At 70.2% G+C, this 14,225-nt stretch carries 13 protein-coding genes; 6 read left to right on the top strand and 7 right to left on the bottom strand.

Annotated features, from left to right (window positions below):
- Nucleotides 1–52: 52 nt before the first annotated feature.
- On the bottom strand, nt 53–655 hold the full coding sequence (locus V6V89_RS15980) for a PadR family transcriptional regulator (protein WP_334619896.1): 603 nt from the start codon (nt 653–655) through the stop codon (nt 53–55).
- Nucleotides 656–731: 76 nt separating this feature from the next.
- On the opposite strand from V6V89_RS15980, the gene V6V89_RS15975 reads away from it, so the two are divergent.
- Both V6V89_RS15975 and V6V89_RS15970 read left to right on the top strand, forming a co-directional pair.
- Nucleotides 732–2,477: an acetyl/propionyl/methylcrotonyl-CoA carboxylase subunit alpha gene (locus tag V6V89_RS15975; protein ID WP_334619895.1), complete on the top strand. Its 1,746-nt coding sequence runs from the start codon at nt 732–734 to the stop codon at nt 2,475–2,477.
- Between the two features lie 10 nt (nt 2,478–2,487).
- On the top strand, nt 2,488–3,927 hold the full coding sequence (locus V6V89_RS15970; protein ID WP_334619894.1) for a GuaB1 family IMP dehydrogenase-related protein: 1,440 nt from the start codon (nt 2,488–2,490) through the stop codon (nt 3,925–3,927).
- Here the strand turns inward: V6V89_RS15970 and V6V89_RS15965 are convergent.
- Nucleotides 3,893–4,501, bottom strand: coding sequence for a TetR/AcrR family transcriptional regulator (locus tag V6V89_RS15965; protein WP_334619893.1), 609 nt, complete (start codon nt 4,499–4,501; stop codon nt 3,893–3,895). The genes V6V89_RS15970 and V6V89_RS15965 overlap by 35 nt on opposite strands.
- Nucleotides 4,502–4,624: 123 nt before the next feature.
- Between V6V89_RS15965 and V6V89_RS15960 the strand changes: the two genes are divergently transcribed.
- The 3 genes from V6V89_RS15960 to V6V89_RS15950 all read left to right on the top strand — a co-directional run bounded on the left by V6V89_RS15960 (nt 4,625) and on the right by V6V89_RS15950 (nt 7,047).
- Nucleotides 4,625–5,071: a DoxX family protein gene (locus tag V6V89_RS15960; RefSeq protein WP_334619892.1), complete on the top strand. Its 447-nt coding sequence runs from the start codon at nt 4,625–4,627 to the stop codon at nt 5,069–5,071.
- A gap of 228 nt (nt 5,072–5,299) precedes the next feature.
- Nucleotides 5,300–6,259: an ABC transporter ATP-binding protein gene (locus tag V6V89_RS15955; protein WP_334619891.1), complete on the top strand. Its 960-nt coding sequence runs from the start codon at nt 5,300–5,302 to the stop codon at nt 6,257–6,259.
- On the top strand, nt 6,256–7,047 hold the full coding sequence (locus V6V89_RS15950) for an ABC transporter permease (RefSeq protein ID WP_334619890.1): 792 nt from the start codon (nt 6,256–6,258) through the stop codon (nt 7,045–7,047). The genes V6V89_RS15955 and V6V89_RS15950 overlap by 4 nt, the downstream gene beginning before the upstream one ends.
- A 52-nt stretch (nt 7,048–7,099) precedes the next feature.
- Here the strand turns inward: V6V89_RS15950 and thrS are convergent, their stop codons facing one another.
- The 4 genes from thrS to V6V89_RS15930 form a co-directional block, all read right to left on the bottom strand.
- Nucleotides 7,100–8,299 carry a threonine--tRNA ligase gene (thrS, locus tag V6V89_RS15945; RefSeq protein WP_334619889.1) on the bottom strand — a complete coding sequence of 400 codons (1,200 nt, stop codon included), beginning with the start codon at nt 8,297–8,299 and terminating at the stop codon, nt 7,100–7,102.
- A 168-nt stretch (nt 8,300–8,467) separates the two neighbouring features.
- Nucleotides 8,468–9,325 carry a transglutaminase family protein gene (locus V6V89_RS15940; protein ID WP_334619888.1) on the bottom strand — a complete coding sequence of 286 codons (858 nt, stop codon included), beginning with the start codon at nt 9,323–9,325 and terminating at the stop codon, nt 8,468–8,470.
- On the bottom strand, nt 9,326–10,264 hold the full coding sequence (locus tag V6V89_RS15935; RefSeq protein ID WP_334619887.1) for an alpha-E domain-containing protein: 939 nt from the start codon (nt 10,262–10,264) through the stop codon (nt 9,326–9,328).
- Nucleotides 10,258–11,841 (bottom strand): circularly permuted type 2 ATP-grasp protein, encoded by a 1,584-nt coding sequence (locus V6V89_RS15930; protein ID WP_334619886.1) that lies wholly within the window; start codon nt 11,839–11,841, stop codon nt 10,258–10,260. The genes V6V89_RS15935 and V6V89_RS15930 overlap by 7 nt, the downstream gene beginning before the upstream one ends.
- Before the next feature lie 261 nt (nt 11,842–12,102).
- On the opposite strand from V6V89_RS15930, the gene V6V89_RS15925 reads away from it, so the two are divergent.
- Nucleotides 12,103–12,804 (top strand): DedA family protein, encoded by a 702-nt coding sequence (locus V6V89_RS15925; protein WP_334619885.1) that lies wholly within the window; start codon nt 12,103–12,105, stop codon nt 12,802–12,804.
- Here the strand turns inward: V6V89_RS15925 and V6V89_RS15920 are convergent.
- The gene (locus tag V6V89_RS15920) at nt 12,761–14,164 is read right to left on the bottom strand and encodes an NAD(P)H-quinone dehydrogenase (RefSeq protein WP_334619884.1); all 1,404 of its coding nucleotides are present in this window, start codon (nt 14,162–14,164) and stop codon (nt 12,761–12,763) included. The genes V6V89_RS15925 and V6V89_RS15920 overlap by 44 nt on opposite strands.
- Between the last annotated feature and the right edge of the window lie 61 nt (nt 14,165–14,225).

The following is a 14,225-nucleotide window of genomic DNA, read 5'->3' as shown; positions in this document are numbered from 1 at the left end:
ACTGTCACGCGCCACGCTAACGCGATATAACGCAACTAGTCAAGCTTGATTATTACTCGACCTTGTCTCGCCACTGCTGCCAACCCGGATGCGGGGGCATCCTGCCCGGCAGGTACGACGTTCCGGACTCGATCAGCCCCGCCACCCACTCGCACCAGGCGATCTCACCCTCGTTGCGCGCCACGGCCAGCTCCCACATCCAGGTCACGTGCGGCGGCTTCTCGCGCAGCCAGCCCTTTTCGGCGGCCACCTCGAGGCTGTCGTTACCGGCGCGCAGCTGGGCGGCCCGGTTGCGCAGCGCCGCCGCCGCCTCGTCGCGAGGCATCGCCGGCAGGAACGCCAGCGCCGCGAAGAACGGGTCAGGAGCCGGCTTTACCTCCCACCAGTAGCTCCGCAGCAGGTTTTCGAACTCGTCCACACCCTTCGGCGTGATCTCGTACGTCGTCCGGGCTGGGCGCGATCCGACCTGCTCGGTCCTGACCTCGCGCAGCAGCTCTTCCTCGGTCAGCTTGCGCAGGGCATGGTAGATGGAACCGGGCTGAACGTTCCCCCATTTATCGGCGCTCCAGCTGAGCAGCTCACGACGCACGTCGTAGCCGTGCACAGGCTGCATCCAGTTGACGAGGCCCAGGATTAACATGCGCGTTGTCGACACCCCACAAGCGTAATAGACAAATTTGACTAACCAACGAGTAACATCGGCTCAAGAACGTCGCTATACACTCCCCACCATGCGCAAGGTCCTCATCGCCAACCGTGGCGAGATCGCCGTGCGGGTCATCCGCGCGTGCCGCGACGCCGGGCTTGGCAGCGTGGCGGTTTATGCCGATTCCGACCGCGACGCGCTGCACGCGACGCTCGCCGACGAGGCCTACGCGCTCGGGGGTGACACGGCCGCCGAGACGTACCTGCGCATCGACAAGCTCATCGACGTGGCTCGTAAGGCGGATGCCGACGCCGTCCACCCCGGATACGGCTTCCTGGCCGAAAACGCGGACTTCGCGGAGGCCGTCCTCGCAGCGGGACTCACCTGGATCGGCCCCACCCCGCAGGCCATCCGCGACCTCGGCGACAAGGTGACGGCCCGCCACATCGCGCAGCGGGCAGGCGCGCCGCTCGTGCCCGGCACCCCCGACCCGGTCGGTGGGCCGGACGAGGTGGTCGCGTTCGCCGAGCAGCACGGCCTTCCGGTGGCGATCAAGGCGGCGTTCGGCGGCGGCGGGCGCGGCCTCAAGGTCGCCCGCACCATCGAGGAGATCCCCGCACTGTTCGAGTCGGCCACCCGCGAGGCGGTCGCCGCGTTCGGGCGCGGCGAGTGCTTCGTCGAGCGTTACCTCGACAAGCCCCGGCACGTCGAGGCCCAGGTCCTCGCCGACCAGCACGGCAACGTGATCGTCGTCGGCACGCGCGACTGCTCGCTCCAGCGTCGCCACCAGAAGCTCGTCGAGGAGGCCCCTGCTCCCTTCCTCAGCGACGACCAACGCAAGCAGATCCACGAGTCGGCCAAGGCGATCTGCCGCGAGGCCGGCTACCACGGCGCCGGCACGGTCGAGTACCTCGTCGGGCAGGACGGCACCATCTCGTTCCTGGAGGTCAACACGCGCCTCCAGGTCGAGCACCCGGTCACCGAGGAGACCGCCGGCGTCGACCTGGTGCGCGAGCAGTTCCGGATCGCGGACGGCGACAAACTCCGGCTGCTGGCCGACCCGACGCCGCGCGGGCACTCGATCGAGTTCCGCATCAACGGTGAGGACGCCGGCCGCAACTTCCTGCCCGCCCCCGGCACCGTCACCGAACTGCGCCTGCCGTCCGGGCCGGGCGTCCGCGTCGACAGCGGCGTGAGCGCCGGCGACGTGATCGGCGGCAACTTCGACTCGCTGCTCGCCAAGGTGGTCATCACGGGCGAGACCCGCACCGAAGCCATCGAACGCGCCCGCCGCGCCCTCGACGAGATGGTCGTCGAAGGGATGGCGACGGTCCTGCCGTTCCACCGCCTGATCGTCCGCGACCCCGCCTTCACCAGCGAACCCTTCACCGTCCACACCCGCTGGATCGAAACCGAGTGGTCGCAGGGCGTGCCCCCGTTCGGCGCCGGGGCCGCCGCGAGCGGCCCCGAAGAACGCGACACCGTCGTGGTCGAGGTCGGCGGCAAGCGCCTCGAGGTCTCCTTTCCAGCCGGCTTCGGCGGTACGGCAGGTGGGGCGGCCGCCCGAGGCGCCGCTCCGCGCCGCGGTCGTGGCCGCCCCGCTGCAGCGGCTGCCGGTGGTGACGCGCTCACGTCCCCGATGCAGGGCACGATCGTGAAGATCGCCGTTGCCGACGGTGACACCGTGGCCGAAGGCGACACGATCGTGGTCCTCGAAGCCATGAAGATGGAGCAGCCGCTCACCGCACACAAGGCCGGCGTAGTGACGGATCTCACAGCCTCAGTTGGCGACGTCGTCACCGCGGGAGCGGCGATCTGCCAGCTCAAATAACATGAGCTAAGTGCGGTTTCTCTCCGGCGCGTCCTACGCGCACGATCTGACCTACAGCGACGTCTTCATGGTGCCGACCCGGTCCGAGATCGGGTCGCGGCTCGACGTCGACCTCGCCACCACCGACGGCACCGGCACGACCGTCCCCATCGTGGTGGCGAACATGACCGCGGTGGCCGGCCGCCGGATGGCCGAGACGGTGGCCCGGCGGGGTGCGGTCGCCGTGATCCCGCAGGACATCCCGATCGACGTGGTCGCCGAGGTGATCTCGTGGGTCAAGCAGCGGCACCTCGTACACGACACGGCGATCACGCTGCGCCCCACCGACACCGTGGGCGACGCGATTCACCTGCTGCCGAAGCGTGCTCACGGCGCGGTGGTCGTGGTCGACGACGACGAGCGGCCGGTCGGCGTGGTCACCGAGGCAGACTGCGTGAGCGTCGACCGGTTCGCGCAGCTGCGGCACGTGATGTCCACGGAGCTGCACACCGTGCGGGCCGAGGCCGATCCCCGGGAAGGGTTCGAGCGGCTGTCGGCGGGGCGGCGCCGGCTCGCCCCTGTCGTCGACATCGAGGGGCGGCTGGTCGGCGTACTGACCCGGCAGGGTGCCCTGCGGGCCACGCTGTACCGGCCGGCGCTCGACGACAAGGGGCGCCTGCGCACCGCCGCCGCGATCGGCATCAACGGCGACGTGGCCCGCAAGGCGGCCGCGCTGCTGGAGGCGGGCGTCGACACGCTGGTCATCGACACCGCGCACGGTCACCAGGAGCGGATGATCGCGGCGCTGCGGGCGGTGCGCTCGCTCGACCCGGCGGTGCCGATCGTGGGCGGCAACGTGGTGACCGCCGAGGGCGTGCGCGAGCTTGTCGAGGCGGGCGCCGACATCGTCAAGGTGGGCGTCGGACCGGGCGCGATGTGCACCACGCGCATGATGACCGGTGTGGGGCGGCCGCAGTTCTCGGCGGTACTCGAATGCGCCGCCGCCGCGCGTGAGCTGGGCCGGCACGTGTGGGCGGACGGCGGGGTGCGGCACCCGCGCGATGTGGCGCTGGCGCTGGCGGCGGGCGCGTCCAACGTGATGATCGGTTCGTGGTTCGCCGGCACCTACGAGTCGCCCGGCGACCTGTACACCGACGCGGACGGCCGGCGGTACAAGGAGAACTTCGGGATGGCGTCGGCTCGGGCGGTGAGCGCCCGCACCGCCGACGACACCCCGTTCGACCGGGCTCGCAAGGCGGTCTTCGAGGAGGGCATCTCGACCGCCCGCATGTACCTGGATCCCGAGCGCCCCGGCGTGGAAGACGTGCTCGACGAGATCGTGGCCGGGGTGCGCAGCGCGTGCACGTACGCCGGCGCCCGCTCGCTGGCCGAACTCCACGAGCGAGCGGTCGTGGGTGTGCAGACGTCCGCCGGCTTCACCGAGGGGATGCCGGTGCCGACGAGCTGGTAGCTCCTCGGTCGCTGAACAGGAAGCGGGCCATAGTTCGTACGGCGGCCTCCGGATCGGTGCCCACCTCGGGTGGCAGCGCGCCGCCGAGCCAAAGTGTCGCGAAGCCGTGCACGATCGACCAGGCGGCGATCTGGGCGGGCAGCGCGTCGCCGCCCACCCGTTCCTTCGGCAGGGTCGCCACACCGAGGCTCAGTCCTTCCCCGGACCGGTCGCGGGCGGCCTGGAGCGCCGGGTCGTCGGCGTCGTAGAGGTCTGGGCGGAACATCACCTCGAAGTGCGCCCGGTGGTCGACGGCGAACCGCACGTATGCCACGCCGACCTCCAGCAGGTCGCCGGTGCGTTCGCGCGCCTCGGACAGTGCGGCCGCCAGCAGGTCGAACCCTTCGGTGGCGAGCGCGGTGAGCAGCCCGGACTTGTCGCCGAAGTGGTGCGCCGGCGCCGCGTGCGATACGCCCGCCCGGCGCGCGAGGTCGCGCAGGCTGAGCGCAGCCGGCCCGGATTCGTTGATCGCGGCGACCGCGGCCGACAGCAGCGTGCGCCGCAGGTCGCCGTGGTGGTACGAGCGCCTGTTCATGCGCCGCGCGAGCGAAGGTGAGCGCTAGCAAACTCCGTCATGTCCATCACTCTAACTTGTCATTGACAAGATGACACTCGCGAGGGCAATCTTGTCAGCGACAAGTTAGGGAGGTACCGCCGCATGGCACCACTGATCGCTCTGATCGCCGGCTCGCTCCTGGCGCGCATAGCCGGCTTCGCCGGTGTCGACGCGCTCGACGGCTGGCAGCCGGCCCTGCGGGTGGGGTTGGCACTGATGTTCCTGCTCACGGGGTACGCACACTTCGCACCGAAGATGCGAAGTGACCTGATCGCGATGGTCCCGCCCGCGCTGCCCCGCCCCGACCTGCTGGTCACCGCCACCGGCGTACTCGAAATCGCCGGGGCGATCGGCCTGCTGATCCCCGCGACCGCACCCTGGGCGGCGGCGGGGTTGGCCCTGTTGATGCTCGCGATGTTTCCGGCCAACGTCTCCGCCGCGCGCCGCAAGGTGCCGTTCGGCGACCGCCCGGCAACGCCGTTGGGGCCCCGCACGGCAGAACAGGCTCTCTTCGTTGGCGCGGCCGTGGCAATCTTGTTTGGCACCTAACTGTCAGGGGGCTAACCTAGCCACGGTCAGGTGGCCGAGCACTGCCTCGTCCGGCCCGCCACGCTCACCGGCATCGTGGACACGCTGGAAAATCCGGGCGGCTACTGGTCGCCTACACGCACCGGGGCCTGCCGCTGACCACTGTGGACGCCGATCCCGCCAAGGCCGCCGTGGTTCGCGAGTTTCTCCTCGAACTCATCCGCAAACTACACACGGGGGAGGAATCAGATGAGCGCAGCCGTTGAGGTGCGCGACCTGGTGAAGCGATACCCGAAACGCGACGTCAACGCCGTCGACGGGCTGAGCTTCACGGTCAAGCCGGGAGAGATCTTCGGGCTGCTCGGCCCGAACGGCGCTGGCAAGTCCACGACGATCGGGGTGCTCACCACCCGCGTCCGGGCCACCAGTGGCGACGCGATGGTCGCCGGTGTCGACGTGGTGCGCGACCCGGTCCCCGCGCGGCGGCTTCTCGCAGTCGTGCCCCAGCAGAGCAACCTGGACCGGTCGCTCACGCCCCGCCAGAACCTGGCGTTTCACGCGGCGTACCACGGCTATCCGCGCGCGGAACGCAACGCCCGCGCGACAACCCTGCTCGACGAGTTCGGCCTCGCCGAGCAGGCCGACGTCAAGGTCGACTGGTATTCGGGCGGCATGGCGCAGCGCCTCATGATCGCCCGCGCGATGATGCACGAGCCCAAGGTGTTGTTTCTCGACGAGCCCACGACCGGGCTCGACCCGCAGTCACGCATCTTCATGTGGGAGCGAGTGCGCGACCTGCGCTCCCGCGGCGTCACCGTGGTGCTGACCACGCACGACATGGACGAGGCGGCGGAGATGGCCGACCGGGTCGGCATCGTCGACCACGGCAAGCTGCTGGCGTTGGACACACCGGCGGGCCTCACCCGCCGCCTCGCCGGGCAGGGCGTGCTCGACCTCAGCGTCACCCCCGCACCCGGCGACGACCTCGACAAGCTGATCGCGGCACTCACCGACGTGGCCGGGGTGGAGCGCGGCGAATCGGTGGATAACGGCTCCATCCGGCTGTACCTGACCGCGGAGCCCGAGACGCTGATCGGGCCGGCGGTGACCGTGCTGACCGCGCGCTGCGCCACCGTCACCGACGTGCACATGGGCTCCGCCACCCTCGAAGACGTGTTCATCGAGCTCACCGGGAGGGCACTGCGATGACCGATGTGGACATTCGCCCCTCCGCCGGACGGGCGTTCCGCGCGATCCTCTGGCGCGACGTGTTCGTGACCGGCAAGGAGTTCTGGGTGTTCCTGGCCCAGGTGGCGCTCCAGCCGCTGTTCATGCTCTTCGTGTTCGCCAAGGTGCTCAACGCCGGCGGATACGTCAGCGACGACTACGCGCACCTGCTACTGCCCGGGATCGTGGCGCTGACCGCGTTCCTGACCGCGCTGCAAACCGTGTCGTTCCCACTGATCATGGAGTTCAGCTTCACCCGTGAGATCGAAGACCGGCTGCTCGCACCGCTCCCGACATACCTGGTGGCGGTCGAGAAGCTGACGCTGGCCGTGGTGCGGGCGCTCGCGTCGGCCGTGGTGATGTTTCCAGTCGGCGCCCTGGTGCTCGGCTCGGCGCCATGGCACCCCGACGGTCTGCTCCTGCTGATCGTCAGCCTGATTCTCGGCAGCTGGGTGGGCGCGGGCATCGGGTTGACGCTCGGCACGATGGTGCCGCCCAGCAAGATCAGCGTGATCTTCGCGGTGATCCTGACACCGTTGATGTTCACCGGCGCCACCCAGTACCCGTGGAAGTCGCTGGACTCGATGCGCTGGTTCCAGGTGGTGACCGCATTCAACCCACTGACGTACCTGTCCGAGGTCGTGCGGGCCGCGGTCGTGCCCGACGTGCCGCACATCGCGCCGTGGATCTGCCTCCTCGTCCTGGTGCTGTCCGGCGCCTTGTTCACGGCAGTGGGCATCCGCGGCTTCATGCGCCGCGCCCTGTCCTAGCACCACCTCCAGCCGCAGCCCCAGGCATGGGGCTGCGGCTGGTCACGCGCGGTCAGTGGACCGAGGCCGCGGCGGCGATCTCGGCGATGGCCTCGCGGAACGGGACCGGCGGGAGGGGGTCCGCGGACCTCGGGCGCAGGGACACCCGGTCGGGGTCGCGGGCGCCGATCACTGCCGCATACGGGATGCGGCGGCCGGCCACCTCGCGGATCCGGGAACCGAGGCTGCCTTCGGCGTTCACCCGGACGCGCAGCCCTGCCGCGATGGCCTCCTGGACAAAACCGTCCACCGACCCTCCAATCGCCGAGCGGTTTCCCACAGGCAGGACTTCCACCTGCACCGGGGCGTACCACACCGGAAACGCGCCCTCGTGCACCTCGATGAGGTACGCGAACAGCCGCTCCATACTGCCCACGATGCTGCGGTGCACGATGACCGGCCGGCGCCGCTCGCCATCGCGGTCCACATAGGACAAGTCGAACTGGGCCGGCTGGTGGAAGTCGAGTTGCACGGTCGACAGGCTCATCTCCCGACCGGCCGCGTCGAGCACCTGCACGTCGATTTTCGGACCGTAGAACGCAGCCTCACCCGGCGCGTCCACATAGGGCAGTCCGAGCCGGTCGAGTGCCGAACGGAGCACCGCCGAGGCACGGTCCCACATCGGCGGGTTGTCGACGTACTTGCCGCCCTCACCACGCAGCGACAGCCGGAACCCGGCCGGCCGTACGCCAAGCGCGGCGTGCGCCCGCTGGATCATCTGAAGGATCGCGGCGACCTCGTCGCCGGCCTGGTCGATCGCGCAGAAGTTGTGCGCGTCGTTGAGCCAGATGCTGCGCACCCGGCTCAAGCCGCCGAGCACGCCGGAGCGCTCCGCGCGGTACATGCCGCCCAGTTCGGCGATCCGCAGCGGCAGGTCGCGATAGGAGCGTCCTCTGGACCGGAAGACCAGGGCATGGTACGGACACATGGCCGGCCGCAGCACGAACTCGTCGTCCTCCGACAGGCGCATCGAGGGGAACATGTCGTCTTCGAAGTGCGGCAGATGGCCCGAGAGCTCGAAGAGCTGCCGTTTACCGAGCGGCGGCGAATACACGTGCTGGTATCCGGCGCGCCGCTCCTCCTCCCGTATGTACTCCTCGACGGCGTGCCGCGCGGCGGCGCCGTCGGGCAGCCAGATCGGCAGGCCGGCGCCGGCGAGCGGGTCGGAACGGAACAGGTCGAGCTCGCGGCCGAGCTTGCGGTGGTCGATCATTTCTCCCCCTGACGGGTGCGTGGGGCGACCCGCCGCGAGGCACGACAAAGGCCCCGGAGCGGATTGCCCCGGGGCCTTTGGATGTCGTGGTCAGCGCATCACGATTCGGCGCCGGGGTGACCCGGCGTTGTCGTGACGAATGCGCTGCGCATGAATCAACGATACTCCTCACCGCAAGCGTGTAATGGCGACCTCGACGCCCTGGCCGGTGTTCGCCGGGCCCGAGTAGACGCCCTTGAGGGGCGGCACGTCGCCGTACTCGCGGCCCCGCCCTATCACGACGTGCTGCTCGCGAACGGGGATGCCGTTGGTGGCGTCGAAGGCCATCCACCGGCCGACCCACCACTCGGCCCAGGCGTGGCTCTGCCCGACGACGGTCTCGCCGATGGCCGCGTTGGACGAGGGGTGCAGGTACCCGGACACGTACCGCGTCGGCACCCCGACCGACCGCAGCAGCCCGACGACGAGGTGGCTGATGTCCTGGCAGACGCCCTTGCGCTGCCGCCAGGCGTGTACCGCGTCGGTCTGCACCCCCGTCGCACCGGGCTCGTACTCGACCTCGGCGCGCACCCGCTCGCAGATGGCCATGGCGGCCGCCTGCGGGGTGGCGTGCGCACCCTTGATCGACTCGGCCAGCTCGGTCAGTTCTTCGTCGAGCGCGGTGCGCGGGGTGGGCAGCAGCAACTCGTGCCAGCGGTCGACATTGTCGGGCATCGCCAGGTCGGCCCAGCCCGCACCGTCACCGGTCAGCCGGTCACCCGCCGGAAGCGCCTCGACCGTGGCGGTCGCCGTGACCTGGAGCGCCTCGTGCGCGGCGTGAACGTCGAAAGCGGTGACCGCCGTGCCCCAGTAGTCCTCGTACCGGTAGGTGCGGGCCGGCGGCCACACCTCCACGCGCGCGTCGAGCACCGCCTGGTGCGGCTCGTTGCGAGGCGACATCCGGGCCTCGTTGTACGACGAGCTGACCTTGCCCGCGTACGTGAACCCGGTCTTGTGCTGCACCCGCAGCCGCCAACTCTGCACCACTTATGCCACCGCCTCAGACACCCACATGACCGCTGACGTCTGGCGGAAGTACCGCCGCGACACCGCGTCGTTGACCTGCGAACACGTGCGTTCCAGGCCGCCCAGCACCGAGCCCAGGTCGGCGATCAGCTCGTCGGCGCCGCGAAACTCCAGGTTGGTGCGGGACCGGCCGACGATCCGCTGCGCGTCGGTGACGACGCCGGCGCGGCCCTGGTCTGGTTCCAGCTCGGCGAGGCACGACTCGGCAGCCGACAGCACGGCGAACACCGAGCGCGGGAAGAGCCGGTCGAGCAGCAGGAACTCGGCGGCGTGGCGGTCGTCGAGGGAGCCACGGTAGGTGCGGAGGTAGGTTTCCCAGGCGCCGCAGGAGCGCAGCAGCGTCAGCCATGACGGGATGCTGCCCCCGGCACGCACGTGGGTCGACAGCAGCCGCGCGGTCATGTCGACCCGTTCGATGCTGCGTCCGAGTACCAGAAAGAGCCAGCCCTCGTCGCGGCTCATGGTGGCGTCGGTGAGCCCGGCCATCACCGCGCAGCGCTCCCGTACCCACCGGAAGAACGCGTGGACGCCCTGCTGCTCGACCCGCCGCCGCGCGTCCGGCAGCCCGTGCCACGTGGCGTTCAGCGTTTCCCACATCTCCGACGAGACGGTCTCGCGCGCGCCGCGGGCGTTTTCCCGGGCGGCGGCCAGCGCGCCGACGACCGAGCTGGGGTTACTCTCGTCGAGCCCCAACAGGCCCACGACGCGCGCGGCCGACATTGGCTGCTCCACATTGGATACGCCCATGACGCCGAGCAGCGACCGGCAGGCGGTCTTCTCGTCGACCCACGGGTCGGCGAGCATCCGGTGCAGGTGCACGTCGAGGATGCGGGCGGTGTCTTCGGCGCGCTCGACGTAGCGGCCGATCCAGTACAGGGACTCGGCGATCCGACTCAGCACGGCACACTCCTTGCGGCCTGTTGCTGTTGCTGTTGCTGGGCGGTGACCGGCCCGAGGTCGGGACCGGGGTCGGGCCCTTGCGAGGTGGGCGTGACCGTGATCGGCGGATCGAGGGCCTCTTGGAGCACCGCCGGGTCGGTCGGGCTGTCGGTCAGCACCCAGGTGTCCTTGGAGCCGCCGCCCTGGCTGGAGTTGACGACCAGGGCGCCCTCGGGCAGCGCGACGCGGGTGAGCCCGCCGGGCAGCACCCACACGTTCTCGCCGTCGTTGACCGCGAACGGGCGCAGGTCGACGTGCCTGGCCCGCAGCCGGTTGCCGATCAGCGTAGGCACCATCGACAGGGCCACCTCGCGCTGGGCGATCCAGCCGCGCGGGTCTTTCTCGACCCGCTCGCGCAGCCGGGTCAGCTGCTCGTCGGTGGCCTGGGAGCCGATGACGATGCCGGCGCCGCCCGAGCCGTCGACGGGCTTGAGCACGAGCTGGTCGAGGCGGTCGAGCACGTGGGCCAGGACGTCCGCGTCGCCGTCGAGGCGGTACGTCTCGACGTTGGGCAGGAGCGACTCCTCGTTGAGGTAGTACCGGATCAGGTCGGGGACGTACGTGTAGAGCAGCTTGTCGTCGGCGACCCCGTTGCCGATCGCGTTGGCGACCGTGACCCGGCCGGCGCGGGCGGCGTTGAGCAGGCCCGCGCAGCCGACCACCGAGTCGGCTCGGAAGTGCACCGGATCGAGAAACTCGTCGTCGATCCGGCGGTAGATCACGTCGACCCGCCGCTCGCCCGCCGTGGTGCGCATGGCCACCTCGTTGCCCACGCAGATCAGGTCGCGCCCCTCCACCAGTTCGACGCCCATCTCGCGGGCGAGCAGGGCGTGCTCGAAGTAGGCCGAGTTGTAGACGCCAGGCGTGAGGACCACGACGGTGGGCTCGTTCACGCCGACCGGTGCGGCGGCGCGCAGCGCGCGCAGGAGCTGCCCCGGGTACGAGTCGACGGGCTGGACCCGGGTCGACGCGAACACCTCGGGCAGCACGTGCGCCATGGCCCGCCGGTTCTCCATCACGTAGCTGACCCCGGAGGGCACCCGGACGTTGTCTTCCAGCACCCGGAACGTGCCCTGCTCGTCGCGGATCAGGTCGACGCCCGCCACGTGGATGCGGACCCCGTTGTGCGGCGTGATGCCCGCGGCCTCGCGATGGAAGTGCGCGCTGGTGACCACGACTTTCCGGGGCACCACCCCGTCGGCGAGCACCTGCGCGGCGCCGTACACGTCGGCGAGGAACGCCTCCAGCGCGCGGATGCGCTGCCCCACCCCCGCCTCGACGGTGCGCCACTCCTCGGCGGCGATGATGCGGGGCACGATGTCGAGCGGAAAGGGCCGCTCGACGCCCTTCAGCGCGAACGTGATGCCCTGATCGAGGAAGGCGCGCGCCAGGACCTCGGCGCGGACACCCAGCTCGGCACTGGACAGCGGCTGGAGAGTCGCGTGCAGCGCCTCGTACGACGCGCGCGGCATGCTGGCCTCGCCGAACATCTCGTCCCAGCCTGGGCCGAGGCGATAGTCCTCGAAAAGATCCGCCATGGCCCGACGCTACGCCGATCTCGTTGCGCACGCGTAACGCGAGTTACATGGTGGACCGGCGGCACGGGACCTGCCGCCGGTCCGTGAGCGCTTCGGGAGACCAGGAACGGGGGACCCGGCCTCAACGCGCTCATATGCAACGGTACGCCCCCGGCGGGCGGCGGCGGCGCAAGACGCTTACTGAGATATGGCTGAGCGAGAATTCCCAGCTTGACAGGGGTCCGGGAAACTATTCTGACCGCGGGTGGAGGGAGGTCCGGCGTGCTCGAGCTGCTGAGCGGCGTCGCCTCGCCCGTAGCCGCGTATCTGCTGCTCATGGCCCTGTTGTGGATCGACGCTTTCGTCCCGATCGTGCCTACCCAGGCGGTGATGATCACCGGTGGGGCATTGACGGTGTACGGGGGCCTCAACTTGCCCTTGATCGTGGCGGTTGGCGCGCTCGGCGTGTTCTGCGGTGATCTGGCGTGCTATCTCCTTGGTCGGCTGACCCGGCAGTCCCGCTCGTCCAGGCCGCAGATGGGTGCGGGCCGGGTACGCGCCACGGCTGAGCGGCTCACCCGCGGGCTGCGCCGGCCCGGTCCGGTGACGATCTTCCTGTGCCGGTTCGTGCCCGGTGGCCGGATGGCCGCCTGCTTCCACGCCGGCCGGATGCGCTACCCGTACCGGCTGTTCCTGCCCTACGAGGGCGCCGCCGCGCTGGCCTGGGCCGCGTACGGCGGCCTGGTGGGGCACCTGGGCGGCGCGGCCCTGACCGCGTCCGCCTGGCGCCTCTTCGCCGTCGCCGCCACCGCCGCGACCATCTTCGCGGCGGCGGGCTGGGCGCTGGCCCTCACTGGCCATTCGCACTGGCGTCCGGGCCCACGGCCTGGAGAGGGACACAGCGAGCACTACGGCGCTCAACCACTGCCCGAAGGGCGGTCTACTCCAGTCCGTGAAGCATCAGTTGCCGCGCCGCCTCGGTGATCGAGCCGGACAGCGACGGATAGATCGTGATGGTGTGGGCCAGTTGGTCCACTGTCATGTGGTTTTCCACCGCCATCGTGATCGGCAGGATCAACTCGCTCGCCTTGGGCGCCACCACCACGCCACCGATCACCGTGCCGGTGGCGAGACGGCAGAAGAGCTTGACGAACCCGTCCGTCAGGCCGGCCATCTTGGCCCGCGCGTTGCCTGACAGCGGCAGCATCACCTGACGGGCCGGCACCTTGCCCGAGTCGACCTCGTCCTGCGAGACGCCGACGGTGGCCAGCTCCGGGTCGGTGAAGACGTTCGCCGAGACGGTGCGCAGGCGCAGCGGCTGGACCGCCTCGCCGAGCGCGTGCCACATCGCGATCCGGCCCTGCATGGCCGCGACGCTCGCGAGCGGCAGCACCCCGGTGCAGTCGCCCGCCGCGTAGATGCCGGGCACGTTGGTACGCGAGACGCGGTCGACGGTCAGGTAGCCACCCTTGGCGACGGCGACGCCGTACTGCTCCAGCCCCAGGTCGGCGGTGTTGGGCACCGAGCCGACCGCCATGAGCGCGTGCGTGCCCGCCACCGCCGCGCCGCCGGCCAGCTCGACGAGCACCCCGTGGGCCGTGCGGCGAACCGCTTCGGCCCGGGAGTTGCCGAGGATGGTCATGCCCCGGGCCCGGAACACCTCTTCGATCGCCATGGCGGCGTCGGCGTCCTCGTGGGGCATGACCCGGTCGCGGCTGGACACCAGCGTGACCTTGACACCCATGGCCAGGTACGCACTGGCGAACTCGGCGCCGGTCACGCCGGAGCCGATCACGATCAGGTGCTCGGGCAGCTCAGGCAGGTCGTAGACCTGGCGCCAGGTCAGGATGCGCTCGCCGTCCGGCACCGCGCTCGGCAGCACCCGCGGCGTCGCCCCGGTGGCAATCAGCACGGTTGAGGCGTCGACCGAATACTCTCCGTCGTTACCTTCAGAAGACACGAGCACACGGTGCGTGTGACCGAGCGTGTCTTCGCCCAGGCGTGCCCGGCCGTGGACAAAGGTCACACCCGCCTTGATCAGCTTCGCCTGGATGTCGCTGGACTGGGCCAGCGCGAGCCGCTTGACCCGCTCGTGCAGGGCTGTGGCGTCGACGGTGACCGCCTCCAGCCCGCCGGAGTGCACGCCGAACTCATCCGTGTCGTGGTAGCCGGTCACCACATCTGAGCTGGCAATAAAGGTCTTCGATGGGACACAGTCGGAGAGCACGCAGGCACCACCGGCACCTTCGGCCTCAACCACCGTCACGTCGGCGTCGAGCTGGGCGGCCACGAGTGCGGCCTCGTACCCAGCCGGACCCCCGCCGATGATCACGATGCGGCTCATTTTCCCCCCAGAAGGACTCGACACGCTCCGTCGTATTCTCCCCTACCCGTCCGCCGGGCTA

The sequence above is a fragment of the Micromonospora sp. CPCC 206061 genome (assembly GCF_036906915.1).
GTDB lineage: Bacteria > Actinomycetota > Actinomycetes > Mycobacteriales > Micromonosporaceae > Phytohabitans.
The sequence above is the reverse complement of the archived record's forward strand: the minus strand, read 5'-3'. Positions and strand labels throughout refer to the sequence as shown.